Annotated in this window: 22 protein-coding genes; all 22 read right to left on the bottom strand. The window is 63.2% G+C overall.

Annotated features, from left to right (window positions below; genetic code table 11):
* Positions 1 to 230 precede the first annotated feature (230 nt).
* The 22 genes from PQR54_RS33170 to PQR54_RS33275 all read right to left on the bottom strand — a co-directional run bounded on the left by PQR54_RS33170 (position 231) and on the right by PQR54_RS33275 (position 17,127).
* A complete protein-coding gene (locus tag PQR54_RS33170) occupies positions 231 to 596 on the bottom strand; it encodes a histidine triad nucleotide-binding protein (protein WP_134457692.1) in 366 nt (121 codons plus the stop codon).
* An 81-nt stretch (positions 597 to 677) separates the two neighbouring features.
* Positions 678 to 1,073 (bottom strand): DUF4870 family protein, encoded by a 396-nt coding sequence (locus PQR54_RS33175; protein WP_011489987.1) that lies wholly within the window; start codon positions 1,071 to 1,073, stop codon positions 678 to 680.
* 92 nt (positions 1,074 to 1,165) lie between these two features.
* Positions 1,166 to 1,561, bottom strand: coding sequence for a phosphoribosyl-ATP diphosphatase (locus PQR54_RS33180; RefSeq protein WP_408253130.1), 396 nt, complete (start codon positions 1,559 to 1,561; stop codon positions 1,166 to 1,168).
* Entirely contained in the window at positions 1,558 to 1,968 is a 411-nt protein-coding gene (gene hisI / locus PQR54_RS33185; RefSeq protein ID WP_408253132.1) for a phosphoribosyl-AMP cyclohydrolase, read from the bottom strand. The genes PQR54_RS33180 and hisI overlap by 4 nt, the downstream gene beginning before the upstream one ends.
* A 1-nt stretch (position 1,969) precedes the next feature.
* Positions 1,970 to 2,743 (bottom strand): imidazole glycerol phosphate synthase subunit HisF, encoded by a 774-nt coding sequence (gene hisF, locus PQR54_RS33190; protein WP_013589770.1) that lies wholly within the window; start codon positions 2,741 to 2,743, stop codon positions 1,970 to 1,972.
* Between the two features lie 238 nt (positions 2,744 to 2,981).
* A complete protein-coding gene (gene hisA, locus PQR54_RS33195; RefSeq protein ID WP_042329166.1) occupies positions 2,982 to 3,734 on the bottom strand; it encodes a 1-(5-phosphoribosyl)-5-[(5-phosphoribosylamino)methylideneamino]imidazole-4-carboxamide isomerase in 753 nt (250 codons plus the stop codon).
* A 214-nt stretch (positions 3,735 to 3,948) separates the two neighbouring features.
* On the bottom strand, positions 3,949 to 4,590 hold the full coding sequence (gene hisH / locus PQR54_RS33200; RefSeq protein ID WP_408253134.1) for an imidazole glycerol phosphate synthase subunit HisH: 642 nt from the start codon (positions 4,588 to 4,590) through the stop codon (positions 3,949 to 3,951).
* Positions 4,587 to 5,207 (bottom strand): MarC family protein, encoded by a 621-nt coding sequence (locus tag PQR54_RS33205; protein WP_116143896.1) that lies wholly within the window; start codon positions 5,205 to 5,207, stop codon positions 4,587 to 4,589. The genes hisH and PQR54_RS33205 overlap by 4 nt, the downstream gene beginning before the upstream one ends.
* A 90-nt stretch (positions 5,208 to 5,297) precedes the next feature.
* Positions 5,298 to 5,885, bottom strand: coding sequence for an imidazoleglycerol-phosphate dehydratase HisB (gene hisB / locus PQR54_RS33210; protein WP_408253136.1), 588 nt, complete (start codon positions 5,883 to 5,885; stop codon positions 5,298 to 5,300).
* Positions 5,886 to 5,999: 114 nt separating this feature from the next.
* Positions 6,000 to 7,070 carry a histidinol-phosphate transaminase gene (gene hisC, locus PQR54_RS33215; protein ID WP_408253138.1) on the bottom strand — a complete coding sequence of 357 codons (1,071 nt, stop codon included), beginning with the start codon at positions 7,068 to 7,070 and terminating at the stop codon, positions 6,000 to 6,002.
* Positions 7,071 to 7,241: 171 nt separating this feature from the next.
* Complete coding sequence (hisD, locus tag PQR54_RS33220; RefSeq protein WP_408253140.1) at positions 7,242 to 8,564, bottom strand: histidinol dehydrogenase; 1,323 nt, start codon at positions 8,562 to 8,564, stop codon at positions 7,242 to 7,244.
* A 52-nt stretch (positions 8,565 to 8,616) separates the two neighbouring features.
* On the bottom strand, positions 8,617 to 9,315 hold the full coding sequence (gene hisG / locus PQR54_RS33225) for an ATP phosphoribosyltransferase (RefSeq protein WP_012434510.1): 699 nt from the start codon (positions 9,313 to 9,315) through the stop codon (positions 8,617 to 8,619).
* On the bottom strand, positions 9,312 to 10,574 hold the full coding sequence (gene murA / locus PQR54_RS33230; protein WP_408253142.1) for a UDP-N-acetylglucosamine 1-carboxyvinyltransferase: 1,263 nt from the start codon (positions 10,572 to 10,574) through the stop codon (positions 9,312 to 9,314). Before murA ends, hisG begins: the two co-directional genes overlap by 4 nt.
* A 111-nt stretch (positions 10,575 to 10,685) precedes the next feature.
* Positions 10,686 to 10,925 carry a BolA family protein gene (locus PQR54_RS33235; RefSeq protein ID WP_006052280.1) on the bottom strand — a complete coding sequence of 80 codons (240 nt, stop codon included), beginning with the start codon at positions 10,923 to 10,925 and terminating at the stop codon, positions 10,686 to 10,688.
* Positions 10,926 to 10,940: 15 nt separating this feature from the next.
* Positions 10,941 to 11,696 (bottom strand): ABC transporter permease, encoded by a 756-nt coding sequence (locus PQR54_RS33240; RefSeq protein ID WP_408253144.1) that lies wholly within the window; start codon positions 11,694 to 11,696, stop codon positions 10,941 to 10,943.
* On the bottom strand, positions 11,693 to 12,625 hold the full coding sequence (locus PQR54_RS33245) for an ABC transporter ATP-binding protein (protein WP_408253146.1): 933 nt from the start codon (positions 12,623 to 12,625) through the stop codon (positions 11,693 to 11,695). Before PQR54_RS33245 ends, PQR54_RS33240 begins: the two co-directional genes overlap by 4 nt.
* Before the next feature lie 171 nt (positions 12,626 to 12,796).
* Positions 12,797 to 13,090 carry an STAS domain-containing protein gene (locus tag PQR54_RS33250; RefSeq protein WP_408253148.1) on the bottom strand — a complete coding sequence of 98 codons (294 nt, stop codon included), beginning with the start codon at positions 13,088 to 13,090 and terminating at the stop codon, positions 12,797 to 12,799.
* Positions 13,087 to 13,719, bottom strand: coding sequence for an MlaC/ttg2D family ABC transporter substrate-binding protein (locus PQR54_RS33255; RefSeq protein WP_116143891.1), 633 nt, complete (start codon positions 13,717 to 13,719; stop codon positions 13,087 to 13,089). Before PQR54_RS33255 ends, PQR54_RS33250 begins: the two co-directional genes overlap by 4 nt.
* A 115-nt stretch (positions 13,720 to 13,834) precedes the next feature.
* Positions 13,835 to 14,878 (bottom strand): MlaA family lipoprotein, encoded by a 1,044-nt coding sequence (locus tag PQR54_RS33260; protein ID WP_408253150.1) that lies wholly within the window; start codon positions 14,876 to 14,878, stop codon positions 13,835 to 13,837.
* Positions 14,879 to 14,889: 11 nt separating this feature from the next.
* Positions 14,890 to 15,450 (bottom strand): outer membrane lipid asymmetry maintenance protein MlaD, encoded by a 561-nt coding sequence (mlaD, locus tag PQR54_RS33265; protein WP_134457681.1) that lies wholly within the window; start codon positions 15,448 to 15,450, stop codon positions 14,890 to 14,892.
* Between the two features lie 91 nt (positions 15,451 to 15,541).
* Positions 15,542 to 16,309 carry a lipid asymmetry maintenance ABC transporter permease subunit MlaE gene (mlaE, locus tag PQR54_RS33270; protein ID WP_408253152.1) on the bottom strand — a complete coding sequence of 256 codons (768 nt, stop codon included), beginning with the start codon at positions 16,307 to 16,309 and terminating at the stop codon, positions 15,542 to 15,544.
* Positions 16,306 to 17,127 (bottom strand): ABC transporter ATP-binding protein, encoded by an 822-nt coding sequence (locus PQR54_RS33275; protein ID WP_408253154.1) that lies wholly within the window; start codon positions 17,125 to 17,127, stop codon positions 16,306 to 16,308. The genes mlaE and PQR54_RS33275 overlap by 4 nt, the downstream gene beginning before the upstream one ends.
* Between the last annotated feature and the right edge of the window lie 42 nt (positions 17,128 to 17,169).

The raw sequence follows: 17,169 nt of genomic DNA on the forward strand, positions 1-17,169 counted from the left end.
TCTCCTTAACCCCGATACCGCACCGGATACGGCGATACTCGGGCGCCTTGCGGCATGAATCGAAGCGCGTACGCTTCATCTATACGTTACCGCGAACTTTTCGGCGGCAACCCGCGACACGGAATGTCATATGACCAGACGATCGCGTCGGCGTCGTTACAATGCGGCAAAAACAACGGCCGCGCTATTGTCCGTGACCAAAACTCGCCACACACACCTGCACTGCCGCGTCAGCCCATGCGCTGCCAGGGGCGCGGTCCGGCGAGAATGTGCGCGTGCAGGTGATACACCTCCTGGCCGCCGCCCGGCCCGGTATTGATTACCGTGCGAAAACCCGTTTCGCCGCCGGTGTACGCCACGCCCAGCTGATCGGCCAAACGCGCCGCCAGGACCAGCATTCTACCAAGCAGCGGTGCATCGCTTTCGGTGCAGCTCGATAGCGTGGCGATGTGCTTGCGCGGGATCACCAGCACATGCGTCTCGGCGGCCGGACGAATGTCGCGGAAGGCGACGAACTCGTCGTCTTCGTGGACTTTGGTCGACGGGATTTCGCCGGCGGCGATCTTGCAGAAAAGGCAGTTCGGGTCGTGGCTCATCGTATTCCTGACACAGTATGGCTGAAGCGCAAAGCCCAAGCGGCGCGATTCATGTCAGGCCCGGCAACCGTCGGACGAAACTCAGAACCAGCCACGTGGATTCGCGAGCGGCTTGTTATCGTACAGATACAGCCAGCCCTTGATAATACGGTACAACATCCAGATGCTCACGGCCCACAGAACCGGAATGCCGATCACGACGAACAGCAGCACGCCACCGATCGCGTAACCCAGCAAGGCCATCCAGAAGGAGCGGATCTGCCACTCGAAATGGGCTTCGTACGGCGTGCCCACCACGTCGGGCCGCTTTACGTAGTTGATGATGATCGCGATCAGGATCGTCAGGCCGCCCGTCAGCCAGTGGACCGCATACAGCGCGTACAGCACGTGGGTGAGCGTGCGCAGGCTGCGCTCGCGCTCCGGTTCGATAGCATTGCGATAGACCGGCGGCGGATAGCTCTCGTGCGACTGTTCCATGCTTGCGTCCTCCCAAGGATGCGATCAGATGCGTTCAGTGCAATATGGGCGCCGGTGCTCTCCACTTCAAGACGCGAGTGGACCGACGACGATCAGTCGCCGTTCTGCTCGCGGTCGCGGCTCTTGCGCAGCGCTTTTTCCTCGATGCCCGACATGCCTTCGCGGCGCTCCAGTTCGGCGAGCACGTCCGCCGGGCTGAGGTCGAAGTGCGACAGCATCACGAGGCAGTGAAACCACAGGTCCGCGACTTCGCCGACCAGCGCTTTCGGTGCGCCGCCGTGGCGTGCGTCCTTGGCGGCCAGCACGACTTCGGTGGCTTCTTCGCCGATCTTCTTCAGCACCGCGTCGTCGCCCTTGTGGAACAGGCGCGACACGTACGAAACATCCGGATCCCCGCCCTTGCGGCTGTCGATGATCGCCGCGAGGCGCATCAGCGTATCGGTCGTTGAGGCGGTGTCGGACGAGGTGGTTTGCGTGGATTGCGTCATTTGTAAATGTGTTCGGGGTCTTTCAGCACGGGATCGACGGCGACCCAGTCGCCATCGTCCGCCGAGCCTTCGAATTTCTGGAAGAAGCACGAGTGGCGGCCGGTGTGGCAAGCAATGCCCGACACCTGCTCCACTTTGAGCAAGACGACGTCTTCGTCGCAATCGAGCCGCACTTCGTGCACATGCTGCACGTGGCCGGACTCTTCGCCCTTGAACCACAGGCGCTGGCGCGAACGCGAGAAATACACCGCGCGATTGGTTTCGATGGTCTTCGCCAGGGCTTCGCGGTTCATCCACGCGAACATGAGCACGTCGTTAGTCGACGCTTCCTGCGCGATCACCGGCACGAGGCCGTTCGCGTCCCATTTGACCTTGTCGAGCCAATTGACTGCCGAGGGATTCACCACGTCACAACCTCACCGAAATGCCCTGATCGGCCATGAAGCGCTTGGCCTCGCCCACGGTGTGTTCGCCGTAGTGGAAGATGCTCGCAGCGAGCACCGCGTCCGCGTGGCCGCTTTTGATGCCGTCGGCCAGATGTTGCAGGTTGCCCACGCCGCCCGAAGCGATCACCGGAATCGGCACCGCGTCCGAGACCGCGCGCGTGAGCGCGAGGTCGAAACCGCTCTTGGTGCCGTCGCGATCCATGCTGGTGAGCAGGATTTCGCCGGCGCCCAGTTCGGCCATCTTGCGCGCCCATTCGACCGCCTCCAGCCCGGTGGCTTTACGCCCGCCATGCGTGAAGACTTCCCAGCGGGGCGGCTCGCCGTCCGCGGAGACGCGCTTTGCGTCGATCGCGACGACGATGCATTGCGAGCCGTACTTGTCCGTGGCGTCTTTCACGAGCTGCGGATTCGCCACCGCCGACGAGTTCATGCTGATCTTGTCCGCGCCCGCGTTCAGCAGACGCCGCACGTCTTCGACGGCGCGCACGCCGCCGCCGACCGTCAGCGGAATGAACACTTGCGAGGCGACCGCTTCGATGATCGGCAGGATGAGATCGCGCTGATCCGAGGTCGCGGTGATATCGAGGAAGGTGAGTTCGTCGGCGCCCTGATCGTCGTAGCGGCGGGCGATTTCGACCGGGTCGCCCGCATCGCGCAATTCGACGAAGTTGACGCCCTTGACCACGCGGCCAGCCGTGACGTCGAGACAGGGGATGATGCGTTTAGCTAGAGCCATGATCTTGCAATTCTGCCAATACCGCTGATGAGGCCGCTCGCTTTAAAACTTCAACGAGCGGCACAAGGTCGGCGCGGCGCAGCCGCGCTGCGCCGCCGGTGAGTCGCACGCGAACGGCGTGAGGCGCTCTGCCGGTGCATTACCGCGTCCGTTTGGGCCGCCGGTGATTCGTTCACCGCGACGCCGGACAAAAAACACAAGACGCGGGCGGCGAGCCTGAAGGTTCGCCTGAGCAGCCTTAAGCGTCGTCCGATTCGCGCAGCCGGTCAGCCAAGGTTTGCGCGGCCGCGAAGTCGAGATCGCCCGAGTAAATCGCCCGGCCGCAAATCACGCCTTCGATGCCTTCGTCTTCGACTTCGCACAGCGATTCGATGTCGGCCAGGTTGGACAAGCCGCCGCTCGCGATCACCGGAATCTTCACTGCGCGCGCGAGGCGCACCGTCGCTTCGATGTTGATGCCCTGAAGCATGCCGTCGCGGCCGATGTCGGTGTAGATGATCGACTCGCAGCCGTAGTCCTCAAACTTGCGCGCGAGATCGGCCACTTCGTGGCCGGTCAGCTTGCTCCACCCGTCGGTCGCGACCTTGCCGTCTTTCGCATCCAGTCCGACGATGATATGGCCGCCGAACGCCGTGCAGGCGTCCTGCAGAAAACCGGGGTTCTTTACCGCGGCCGTGCCGATGATCACGTACGACAAACCGTCGTCCAGATAGCGCTCGATCGTATTCAGGTCGCGAATGCCGCCGCCCAGTTGCACGGGAATCTCGCCGCCCACTTCCTCGATGATCGCGCGAATCGCGTCTTCATTCTTCGGCTTGCCGGCGAACGCGCCATTCAGGTCGACGAGGTGGAGACGCCGGGCACCGCGATCGACCCAGTGTCGGGCCATCGCCGCCGGTTCCTCGGAAAATATCGTCGCCTGGTCCATATCGCCTTGTTTGAGGCGTACACACTGACCGTCTTTCAGGTCGATGGCGGGAATCAGCAGCATAGCAATCGGGTGTTGTCTGGGAAGGGGTTGAAGGTCGGCGGCAGCGGCTGGTAGTTCAGCCCGCCGGGACGCCGTTTCGCTAGTTTAGTACAACTCTTTCGACGCCCTTGCGTGGCGTCGTGAGGCAGCGAAAGCACGGTGTTGCGATTGCGGCGCGCGGCACACGTTCCGCTTGTGGCGAAACGGCGCACGGCAACAGGATGAAGAAAGGCGCTCACGGGTTCCAGTGCACGAAGTTTCGATACACGCGCAGCCCCGCTTCGGCGCTCTTTTCCGGGTGGAATTGGGTCGCGAAGATGTTATCCCGCGCCACCGCCGAGGTAAAGGGCACACCGTACACCGTTTCGCCCGAGGTATGGGCGGCGTTGTCCGGCACCACGTAGTAACTGTGCACGAAGTAGAAGAACGCGTTGTCCGCGACGCCGTCCCACAGCGGATGCGGCTGCGCCTGGCGCACGCGGTTCCAGCCCATTTGCGGGACCTTGAAGCGCGAGCCGTCGTCCTGCAGCTGGCCTTCCAGGTCGAAGCGCAGCACTTTGCCGGGCAACAGGCCGAGACCTGGCGTGCCGCCCTCCGCGCTCCAGTCGAACAGCATCTGCTCGCCGACGCATACACCCATCAGCGGCTTGCTGCGTGACGCCTCGACCACCGCTTCCTGCAGGCCGGACTCGGCCAGACTGCGCATGCAGTCTGGCATCGCGCCCTGGCCGGGCAACACGACGCGGTCGGCCGCGCGAATCGCTGCCGGCCGGTCGACGATCGCCACGTCCGCTTCCGGCGCGGCTTTGCGCAGTGCCTGGGCAACCGAGCGCAGGTTGCCCATTCCGTAATCCACAATCGCTATCGAAGTTTTCATTTCAAGTTAGGCAGCAATGCCTTCAATCCATCGACGATGAATTCCACCGCCAGCGCCGATAACATCAAACCCATGAGCCGCGTGCCGATGTTGATACCCGTGCGACCGACCCAGCGCGCAATCGGTTCGGCGAGCCGCAGCGAAAAAAAGCAGATCGCCGCCAACACCGCGCCGATCGCGACGAGGCTGATCCGGTCGTACCAATGCGCCGAGCCGGCCGCATAGATGATCGTGGTGCTGATCGCGCCCGGGCCGGTCAGCAGCGGAATCGCCAATGGAACGACCGCGATGTTGTCCTTCTGCTCGGCTTCATGGCGCTCTTCCGGCGTCGAACGGCTGTTGCCGATCTGCGCGTTCAGCATGTTGATCGCCATCAGCAGCATGATGATTCCGCCGCCCACTTCGAGCGAGCCGACCGAAATGCCGAAGAAGCTGATGATCTGCTGCCCGAGCAGCGTGGTGATCGCGATCACGCAGAACACCGAGATCGCCGCAATCCGAATGGTTCTACGCCGCTCGGCATCGCTCTGATTCGCCGTCAGGCTCATGAAGAACGGGATGGCGCCGACCGGGTTGATCAACGCCAGCAGCGAAATAAACGACTTCAGAATGTCCATCGCACACCGGGCGCGAGCGCGATCCGCGCCGATCCCGGTCCTGGTAATTGAGTTGGCCTACGAGCCGGCTACTAGTCCGCTAATGAGCGCTTAAAGGCTGCCCTTGGTCGACGGAATCTGCCCCGCCGCGCGTTCGTCCATTTCGGTGGCCATGCGTAATGCACGCCCGAACGCCTTGAACACCGTTTCCATCTGATGATGGGCGTTCAGGCCGCGCAGGTTGTCGATATGCAAAGTGACGCCGGCATGATTCACGAAACCGCGGAAAAACTCGATCGAAAGATCGACGTCGAACGTGCCGATGCGCGCACGCGTGAACGGCACATGGAATTCGAGACCCGGACGGCCCGAGAAATCGATCACGACGCGCGACAGCGCTTCGTCGAGCGGCACGTAGGAATGACCGTAGCGGACGATGCCCTTGCGGTCGCCGATCGCCTTCGCGACGGCCTGGCCGAGCGTGATACCGGTGTCTTCGACCGTGTGATGGTCGTCGATATGCAGGTCGCCATGCGCTTCGATTTCGAGGTCGAACAATCCATGCCGTGCGATCTGGTCGAGCATGTGGTCCAGAAACGGCACACCGGTAGCCAGCTTTTGCTGACCGGTGCCGTCCAGATTGATCTTCACACGGATCTGCGTTTCGCTGGTGTTGCGAACGACTTCCGCAAGGCGCATGGTAATTCCTCGAATCTAGCTAGAAAGCGTCAGGTAGGTGGGATGGGAAAACGGCGGGCCACGCATGCTTTCCGCATTATGGGAAAGCGCTTGCGCGGCCGTTCGGCACGCCATTCAGTTCAGCACGAGTTTCAGTCCAGCGAGCAATTGGGCGTTTTCTTCCGGCGAACCGACGGTCAACCGCACGCAATTGGCCAGCAATGGATGCATTTTACTCACGTTTTTGATCAGAACCCGCGCCGTCAGTAGCGTTTCGAACAGAACCGACGCGTCGGGCACGCGCACCAGCAGGAAATTGCCGGCGCTCGGGAACACTTCGGCGCCCGGTAATTGGGATACTGCGGCCGCCAGTTTCGTGCGTTCGTCGCGCAACTGCGCCGCCTGCGAGTCGAGCACGTCGACGTGGTCGAGCAGGAAATCGGCAGCGGCTTGCGTGAGCACGTTGGTGTTGTACGGCGGCCGCACTTTGTCGAATTCGGTCAGCCAGCCGGGTTTGCCGACCAGATAGCCGAGGCGGATGCCGGCGAGGCCGAGCTTGGACACCGTGCGCATCACGACGACGTTGTCGAACGCGTCGGCGCGCGGCAGCCAGCTTTGTTGCGCGAACGGCTGATAAGCCTCGTCGATCACCACGAGGCTCTTATTGGCCGCGGCGATGATGCGCTCCATGTCGGCGTCGTCGTACAGCGTGCCGGTCGGGTTGTTCGGGTAGGCAAGATAGATGATCGCCGGCTGGTGCTCGGCGATCGCGGCCAGCATCGCTTCGGTGTCGAGCGTGAAATCCGCTTTCAGCGGCACGCCGATGAATTCGAGATTCGCGAGCTTCGCCGACATCTGATACATGACGAAGCCCGGCACCGGCGCGAGCACTTTGGCGCCCGGCTGCGCGCACGCGACCGACACCATGCTGATGATTTCATCCGAGCCGTTGCCGAGCAGCACGTCGCAGCCGGCCGGCACTTGCATGACCCGCTTGATCTTCTCGATCAGCGCATCCGGACGCGGCGCCGGATAGCGATTCAGCGCAACGCCGGCCAGATGTTCGCCCAGATGCGCGGCCAGCACCGGCGGCAGCGTGAACGGATTTTCCATCGCGTCGAGCTTGATGTAGCCCGTGGCGTCCGGAACCGGATAGCTCGTCATCGCGAGCACGTCGCGGCGGATGATGTCTTGAGGTGTCGTCATAGGTCGGTGAAGCGGGTCGCAAGGAACGCCGGCCCGGCGTTGGCGGCATGCGGGCCGCCCTTGGTTGGTCTGTGCTGTCTTTATTAAACGCAGAAGCGCGCGCAATCCGTCGGCGGTGTTGGCGGGCATCGGTCAGATGCCCGCTCGGCCTCAGCTTTGTAACAACCGCATTTAGCCCGAGTGTCGCATCCGGTATTCGGCGCTGCGGGCGTGCGCCTGCAGGCCTTCGCCGTAAGCGAGCTCGGCGGCGATCTCGCCGAGCGTCTGCGCGCCTTCCGCGCTGACCTCGATCACGCTCGAACGCTTGAAGAAATCATAGACGCCCAAGGGAGACGAGAACCGTGCGGTACGAGACGTAGGCAAAACGTGATTCGGCCCCGCACAGTAGTCACCGAGGCTTTCACTGGTGTAGCGGCCGAGGAAGATCGCGCCGGCATGGCGGATCAGCTGGCCCCAATGATGCGGCTCCAGCGCGGAGATTTCGAGGTGTTCCGGGGCGATGTCGTTGGCGATCGCGCAGGCCTGCTCCATGTCGCGCACCTTGATCAGCGCGCCACGGTCTTCCAGCGACTTGCGGATCACGTCGCGGCGCGGCATGGTGGGCAGCAGTTCGTCGATCGCGTCTTTCACGCGGCCGATGAACGCGTCGTCCGGGCACAGCAGGATGGATTGCGCGAGTTCGTCGTGCTCGGCTTGCGAGAACAAGTCCATCGCGACCCAGCGCGGGTCCGTGGTGCCGTCGCAGAGCACGAGGATTTCCGACGGCCCGGCGATCATGTCGATGCCGACCGTGCCGAACACGCGGCGCTTGGCCGACGCGACATACGCGTTGCCGGGACCGCAGATCTTGTCGACCGCGGGAATGGTTGCCGTGCCGTACGCCAGCGCGCCCACTGCCTGCGCGCCGCCGATCGTGAACACGCGGTCCACGCCGCCCAGCAGCGCGGCCGCGAGCACCAGCGGATTCTTCACACCGTCCGGCGTGGGCACGACCATGACGATTTCGCGCACGCCGGCCACGCGCGCCGGAATCGCGTTCATCAGCACCGACGACGGATACGCCGCCTTGCCGCCCGGCACGTAAATACCCGCGCGATCCAGCGGCGTGACTTTCTGGCCGAGCACGGTGCCGTCGGCTTCCGTGTACTGCCAGCTATGGCTGCCGCATTCGATCTTCTGCTTCTCGTGGTAGCCGCGCACCCGCGCCGCCGCCGCTTCGAGCGCCGCGCGGCGCTTAGGTTCGAGGCCTTCGAGCGCCGCTTCGAGTTCCGACATCGGCAACTCGAGCGCATCGACGCTCTTCGCCTCGAGACGATCGAAGCGCTGCGTGTATTCGAGCACCGCAGCGTCGCCGCGCGCCTTCACGTCGTTCAGAATCTGCGCGACCGAGCGCTCGATTGCTTCGTCTTCGCTCGCCTCGAACGCGAGCACCGCGTGCAGCGACTTGTGGAAGTCGGGAGCGGCGGAATCGAGTTTGCGAATCTTGATAGACATACGGGTATCCGTTTCGGTAAGGCGCGCTTTAGAACGTGGTCACACTGACACTTCAGGCCGTCGCGGCGCCGGCCTTCGACGCGCGTTCGAACGCGTCGAGGATCGGCCGCAACGCGGCGCGCTTGAGCTTCAGCGCCGCCTGGTTCACCACGAGGCGCGACGAAATCTGCATGATCTCCTCCACCTCGACAAGATTGTTGGCGCGCAAGGTATTGCCCGAACTCACCAGGTCGACGATCGCATCGGCGAGACCGACGAGCGGCGCCAGCTCCATCGAACCGTACAGCTTGATCAGATCGACGTGCACGCCCTTGGCGGCGAAATGCTCACGCGCCGTTTCAACGTACTTGGTCGCCACTCGCAAGCGCGCGCCCTGACGCACCGCGTTCGCATAATCGAAACCGGCGGCGACCGCGACCGACATGCGGCAACGCGCAATATCCAGATCGACCGGCTGGTACAGGCCGCTGCCGCCGTGTTCGAGCAGCACGTCCTTGCCCGCCACGCCGAAGTCGGCCGCGCCGTATTCGACATAGGTCGGCACGTCGGTGGCGCGCACGATGATTACGCGCAGATTCGCGTCCGTGGTCGGCAGGATCAGTTTGCGCGAGGTTTCCGGGTCTTCGGCCACTTCAATGCCGGCTGCGGCGAGCAGCGGCAACGTTTCTTCGAAGATACGCCCTTTCGACAACGCCAGCGTGAGCGGTGCGCTCACCGCCGGCGACGACGAAGTTTGCGGCATGGCGCTCATGCCTGGCTCCCCGAAACCCGGCGCACCTTCGCGCCGAGAGCGGTGAGCTTGGTTTCCATGCGGTCGTAACCACGGTCGAGGTGATAGATCCGGTCGATCAGCGTTTCACCGTCGGCACGCAGCGCCGCGATCACGAGACTCGCGGACGCGCGCAGATCGGTCGCCATCACCTTCGCACCCGAAAGCTGTTCGACGCCGGTCACGAGCGCGGTGTTACCGTCGATCGTAATGTTGGCGCCGAGGCGGTTCAATTCCTGCACGTGCATGAAGCGGTTTTCGAAGATCGTTTCGACGACCTGCGAAGTGCCCGTCGCGATCGTGTTCAGCGCCATGAACTGCGCCTGCATGTCGGTCGGGAACGCCGGGTATTCGGAGGTGCGGAAGGTGACCGCGCTCGGACGCTTGTCCATGCGCACGCGCATCCAGTCGTCGCCCTCTTCGACCGTGACACCGGCTTCGCGCAGCTTTTCGGTGACCGCTTCGAGAATCAGCGGACGTACTTTACGCAGCGTGACGTCGCCGCCGGCTGCCGCCACCGCGCACAGGAACGTGCCGGCTTCGATCCGGTCCGGAATCACCGTGTGCTTCGCGCCGTGCAGCTTGTCGACACCCTGAATCACGAGGCGATCCGTGCCGATGCCTTCGATCTTCGCGCCCATCTCAACCAGCAGATGCGCAAGGTCGCCCACTTCCGGCTCACGCGCCGCGTTCTCGATGACGGTCTCGCCCTCGGCCAGCACGGCTGCCATCAGCAGGTTTTCGGTGCCGGTCACGGTGATCATGTCGGTGACGATGCGCGCGCCCTTCAGGCGCGTCGCGCGCGCTTCGATGAAGCCGTGCTCGATCGTGATCTCGGCGCCCATAGCCTGCAGGCCCTTGATGTGCTGATCCACCGGACGCGCGCCGATCGCGCAGCCACCCGGCAGCGAAACCCGCGCGTGACCGAAGCGCGCGACCAGCGGGCCCAGCACGAGGATCGACGCGCGCATGGTCTTCACCATTTCGTACGGCGCCACGAGGTTATCCACCTTCGACGCGTTCAGCGACACGCGCCCATCGCCGCTTTCGATCTGCACGCCCATCTGGCCGAGCAGCTTGAGCATCGTGCGCACGTCCTGCAGGTCGGGCACGTTTTCCAGATGCACCGGCTCCGCGCTGAGCAGACTCGCGCACAGAATCGGCAACGCCGCATTCTTCGCACCCGAGACGACGACTTCACCCGACAGCGGGTAGCCACCTTCAATGACGAGTTTATCCATGCCTGTCAGTTCCTGATTGACCCGGACTTCGGCCGGGGCTGCTTTGACTGTGTTCGGCGCGCCGCTACCGGCGTCACGCCCTTCTTGAGTAATTCGCACTAAATTTCCAGATTACGCGTTCTGCCATTCGGCGGGCGTCAGCGTTTTCATGCTGAGCGCGTGGATTTCTTCGCGCATGCGGTCGCCGAGCGCCGCATACACGAGTTGATGTCGCTGGATCAGACGCTTGCCTTCAAAGCTCGGCGAAACGATGGTCGCAAAGAAATGCTGGCCGTCGCCTTCGACTTCGAGATGCTGGCAGGCGAGCCCAGCCGCGATGTATTGCTTGACCTGTTCGGGAGTCGGCAACATGAGAGAAGCTCCTGATCAGTGGCGCAGTTTGTAGCCGGAAGCGAGCATGCGCATCGCCACCACGGCCAGCACCACAAAGAAACCGGCAACGATCGCAAGGCTCGCGAGCGGATTGATATCCGACATCCCGAAGAAACCGTAGCGAAAGCCGTCGATCATGTAGAAAAAAGGATTCAGCCGCGACACTTCGCGCCACACCGGCGGGAGCGTGTGCGTGGAGTAGAACACGCCCGAGAGGAACGTGAGCGGCATGATCAGAAAATTTTGAAACGCGGCAAGCTGATCGAATTTGTCAGCCCAGATACCGGCGATCAAACCGAGTGTGCCGAGAATCGCCGCGCCGAAAATCGCGAACAGAATGATGTAGAACGGCGCGCTGAAACTGACCGGCACGAACCAGATCGTCACGATGAATACGCCGAAGCCGACCGCCAGCCCGCGCGCCACGGCCGCGAGCACATAAGCGCCGAACATTTCGTAGTGCGACAGCGGCGGCAGCAGCACGAACACCAGGTTGCCCGTGATCTTCGACTGGATCAGCGAGGACGAGCTATTGGCAAACGAATTTTGCAGCACGCTCATCATCACGAGACCCGGAATCAGGAAACTCGTGTATTCGACGCCCGGATAAACCTCCACGTGACCGCGCAAAGCGTGACCGAAAATCGTCAGATACAGGAGCGCGGTGATGACGGGCGCCAGCACGGTCTGGAATGCCACCTTCCAGAACCGCAGGAGCTCTTTGTAAAACAGCGTACGGAAACCGCTCATGCAAGCCCCTCGATCACTTCCGGACCGTTCATCACCTGAACGAACACATCTTCGAGATCGGCTTTGCGGACCTCGATTTCTTCGAATACGCAACCCGCCGCGCGGCACTGCGCGAGAATTCGCTCGACGTCGTCGTAGCTTGTTAGACGCAGCAGATGCTGGCGGCCATTGCCGCTGCCCGTGCCGCTTTCTACTTCGAGCGGACGCAGATCGACCGGCAGCACGCCTTGCGAGAACCGCAGGAACAGTTGCATGCCGGCAAAGCGTTGCAGCAGCGTGCTGGTGCGTTCGAGCGCCACGACCTCGCCGCGCCGCAGCATCGCAATGCGGTCGCACAGCGATTCGGCTTCTTCCAGGTAGTGCGTGGTCAGCACGATGGTGTGGCCTTCGCGGTTCAGGCGCGAAATGAATTTCCACAGCGTTTGCCGCAATTCGACGTCGACGCCCGCGGTCGGCTCGTCGAGCACGATCACCGGCGGACGATGCACCAGCGCCTGCGCGACCAGCACGCGACGCTTCATGCCGCCCGACAGCGCGCGCATGTTGGCGTCGGCTTTGTCGGTGAGGTCGAGATTGGCCATGATCTCGTCGATCCACGCGTCGTTGTTGCGCAGACCGTAGTAGCCGGACTGGATGCGCAAGGTTTCGCGGACCGTGAAGAACGGATCGAACACGAGTTCTTGCGGCACCACGCCGAGCGCGCGGCGCGCGTCGCGGAAATCGCCGACGACGTCGTGGCCGCGCACCGCGATGCTGCCTTCATCGGCGCGCGCGAGCCCGGCGAGGATGCTGATGAGCGTCGTCTTGCCCGCGCCGTTCGGACCGAGCAGTCCGAAGAACTCGCCTTCTTCAACTGTGAGGCTGACGCCCTTGAGCGCCTGCAAATCCTTGTAGCGCTTTTTGACGTTACGAATTTCTATGGCTGACATGACTGTGGGCCGCGTGCGTCGCGGCGCCTAAAGGAGCCCTGAGAGGGCGCGCAAATGCTTGGAAGGAACGGAATTGGGGCCGGTTAGGTGCCCCAAAAAACGTTTGATTATAGGGCAAAAATCTGTGGCCCTATCTCAGTAGGAGGTGTTCGGAGGTGACGCGTCAGAGCGTCAATGTCGCGCGCCGATGAGGGTATCGACGCCGTAAGCTTGCGCGAGACTGGCGAGACCAGCCGGCAGATTGACGATCTCGAACGTGGCGCCGCGTGCCTGGGCGGCACGCTCCCACGCGAGGAGGACGGCCAGGGCGGACGAATCGAACTGCGTGAGCGGTGCGCAGTCCACGCCGTTCGCGCCCGCCGCGATACGCTGCAAACCCGCCGCGAGCGCGGCTGTCGCGCTCGCGTGGGTCAGCGTCGCGCCGCTCTCGAAGCGGCTGACGACGGGGCTCAACACTTCGCTCACGACTGCTTGCCCGCGGCGAGTTGCTGGTTGCGCTGCGTAAGGAACTGGATCAGTCCGTCCACGCCCTTCTGCTGGATCTGCTCGTTGAACTGCTGTTGATACGCCTGGATCAGCCATGCGCCGAGCACGTTGATGTCATACACGCGCCAGCCTTGCGGCGTCTTGTACAGACGGTAATCGAGTTCGATCGGCGAGCCGTTGTTCATCACCACCGAGCGCACCACCGTGTCCGTGTCGTCCGGGTTCATGCGGAACGGCTTGTACTGGATCTGCTGATCGCGCACCTGAGCCAGCGCGCCCGAGTACGTACGGATCAACAACATCTTGAACTGTTCGACCACCGCGTTCTGCTGCTCCGGCGAAGCGGTGCGCCAGTTGCGGCCCATGGCCAGTTGCGTGGTGCGGCGGAAATCCGTGTACGGCAGGATCTTTTCGTTGACCAGCTTCGTGATGTGCGAGATGTCGCCCTGCTGGATCGACTTGTCCGCGCGAATTGCGTCGATTACCTGCTGGGTGACCGTCTTGATCATGCCGTCGGGCGAATTGCTGTCGACCGTCTGTGCCGATGCGCCGGCACTGGCAAACGAGAACAACGCGGCGAACAGCGGAATCAGGAAGAATTTTTTCATTTGGAGCCTTGCCTTAAAAGATAGTGCAACCGTTTGAGCCGACATTAACACGCGAGTTCAGCCGCAATCCATGCGCAAACTGCGAGAGTCGTATCGATCTGTTACGGCTACACGATCAACGCAATTTGAATGACGGAAAGTTGAAACGCGTAGGCGGCACCAGTTGGCCGGCCGGGATCTGCGTCGTTTCAGGGCCGCCGTTCAGTTCCAGCGGCGGCGATTCCGAACTGCCCGAAGCGGCCTCAGGCGCGGCTGCCGTGCCCGACGCCGCTTGCGGCGGCGTTGCCGCGGTCGCACCCGAAGCCGGCGCCGCCTTGGCGGCAGCAGCACCCTGCGTGCCCGCCGCGCCGGCCGTACCGGTCACAGCGCCCGCCGGCGCACCGGCCGCGCCGCTGTCCACGTCGTCGTACTTCGGCAGCGGCGCTTCGTCGCCATAGTTGGGCAGCGCCTGCGACTGCTTGCCGTCCGACAACAGATACTGACGGCGTTGCAGATACGCGCTACGCACGAACGAGTATTTGTCGAGCGCGGCGCCTTCCAGCACGTCGCCGGCGTTCAGCAGATTCGCCCGCGTGTTGACGATGTTCAGGCCGTACAGCGCCCAGCTCAGCCCATCCGGATGAATGTAGCTGAGCGGATTCACATAGTAATTGCCGATCGAGCCGACCGCGTCGCGCACGGTGCTCGGCCCGAACAGCGGCAGCACGAGGTATGGGCCCGCCGGCACGCCGTAGTGGCCAAGCGTGAGGCCGAGGTCGTTGTCGTGCTTGGGCAGCTTGGCGAGCGTCGCCACGTCGAACAGACCGCCAACGCCGAACACCGTGTTGATCACGATCCGCATGATGTCTTCGACACCGTCGGTGATCTTCAACTGCAGCAGGTTGTTCGCCGCAATGTAGACGTCGCCGATGTTCGAGAAAAAGTTCGTCACGCTATCGCGCACCGGCTGCGGCGTGATGAACACATAGCCCTTCGCGACTGGCTTGAGCGCGTATTGATCGAGCTTGTCGTTGACAGTGAAGATCGTGCGGTTCAAGCCTTCGAGCGGATCGCCCGGGGTCGGCGTCTGCACTGTCGTACAGCCGGCGAGCAGCGCTGCGGCTACCGCCAGCTTACCGGCCTGGAAGGCGCGCGCGCCGCTGATGCGTGTGGTCTGCATTCTTGTTCTCCTTATTGAGCGGCCGCGCCGGAGGCGGGCAAGCTCGACGCCGCGGGCGCTGCGGAAGGCGCCGGCGCGGGAGTGCCCGCCGCCGCGCCAGGTTTGGACGCACCCGAATCCGCGGCCTTGCTGTACAGAAATTGGCCGATGAGGTTTTCCAGCACGATCGCCGATTGCGTCATGGAGATGGTGTCGCCCGCCTTGAGCATTTCGCTGTCGCCGCCGGGTTCGAGCCCGATGTATTGCTCGCCGAGCAGCCCCGAGGTCAGGATCTTCGCCGAGGTGTCTTTCGGAAACTGGTATTGCTTGTCGAGGTCGATCGTGACGAGCGCCTGATACGCGTTGCTGTCGAAGCCGATCGAAGCGACGCGGCCGACCGTCACACCCGCGCTTTTCACGGGCGCGCGCGCCTTCAGTCCGCCGATATTGTCGAACTTGAGCTTGACCGGATAGGTTGCCTGGAACGACAACGAGCTCATGTTGCCGGCCTTCAGCGCGAGAAACAGCAACGCCACGAAACCCAGCACCACGAACAGGCCGACCCAGAAGTCGAGAGCAGCAGTCTTTTTCATCGTCATCCCAAAGTGAATCCGCCACGCCGCCGATACTCTCCGCCGCGCGCGCCCAGTGACGCGCCGCCGGCGAAAAACGTGCAGCGCAGTCTTAGCTGAACATCAGTGCGGTCAGCAGAAAATCGAGGCCGAGCACCGCAAGCGACGCGTACACGACCGTCTTGGTCGTGGCGCGCGACACGCCTTCCGGCGTAGGCTTGGCTTCATAGCCTTGAAACAGCGCAACGAACGTCACCGCGAGGCCGAACACCACGCTCTTGATAACGCCCGCGCCGACGTCGCGCCAGACATCGACGCCGCCTTGCATCTGCGACCAGAACGCGCCGGAGTCGACGCCGATCAGCAGCACGCCCACCACATAGCCGCCGAACACGCCGACCGCGCTGAAGATCGCGGCGAGGATCGGCATAGAGATGATGCCGGCCCACAGACGCGGCGCGACCACTATCTTGACCGGGTCGACGGCCATCATTTCCATCGCGGTCAGTTGCTCACCGGCCTTCATCAAGCCGATCTCGGCGGTGAGCGACGTGCCGGCACGCCCGGCGAACAGCAGCGCCGTAACCACCGGACCGAGCTCGCGCACGAGCGACAGCGCGACCAGCAGACCGAGCGCCTGCTCGGAACCGTAGCGGTTCAGCGTGTAGTAGCCCTGCAAGCCGAGCACGAAGCCGACGAACAGACCCGACACCGCAATGATCACCAGCGAATAATTACCTACGAAGTGGATCTGCTTCGTGACAAGGCGCGGACGGCGCAACAACGGGAAAAACTCGAGCAGCAGCCGGAAGAAAAAGCGCGTGGCGTAGCCGGCTGTGCCCAGCCCGTCGATCACCGAGCGGCCGATCGCACTGATCATGACTGACCTCCGCCGATGCCGAAGTCCGCCGCGAGCGGCGTCTTGCTGGGATAGTGAAATTTGAACGGACCGTCAGGCGCGCCGTCAATGAACTGACGCACGGTGGGATCGGTCGACGCGCGCAACTCGGCGGGCGTGCCTTCGGCGTGAACCCCGCCGTTGGCGAGAAAGTAGACGTAATCGGCGATCGCGAACGATTCCGGCACGTCGTGCGTGACGAGGATCGAGGTGGCGCCGAGCGCCTGATTCAGCGCGCGAATCAGGTTCGCGGTAATGCCGAGCGAGATCGGATCGAGACCGGCGAACGGCTCGTCGTACATCATCAGTTCGGGATCGAGCGCGATGGCGCGCGCCAGCGCCACGCGCCGCGCCATGCCGCCCGAAATCTCCGACGGCAGCAGGTCGCGCGCGCCGCGCAGACCGACCGCGTTGAGCTTCATCAACACGAGGTCGCGGATCAGTTCTTCAGGAAGGTCGGTGTGTTCACGCAGCGCGAAGGCGACGTTTTCGAACACGGACATGTCAGTGAACAGCGCGCCGAACTGGAACAGCATGCCCATCTTGCGGCGCAGCGCGTACAGGCCGTCACGCGTTTGCTGGCCGATGTCCTGGCCCTGGAACAGGATCTGGCCGCGCTGCGCGCGCACCAGGCCGCCGATCAGACGCAGCACCGTGGTCTTGCCGCAACCCGACCCGCCCATGACCGCGACCACCTGACCGCGCTTGAAGCGCAGATTCAGGTTCGACAGGACGAGCCGGTCGCCATAACCGAAGTCGACGTCACGCAGCTCGAGTAAGGTCTCGGGGGAGGAAGACACGAAACTGACAGTCCTTTTACACGGAAGGCGAATTATAGGGCC

This window comes from Paraburkholderia phytofirmans (genome assembly GCF_046028095.1).
Taxonomy (GTDB): domain Bacteria; phylum Pseudomonadota; class Gammaproteobacteria; order Burkholderiales; family Burkholderiaceae; genus Paraburkholderia; species Paraburkholderia phytofirmans_A.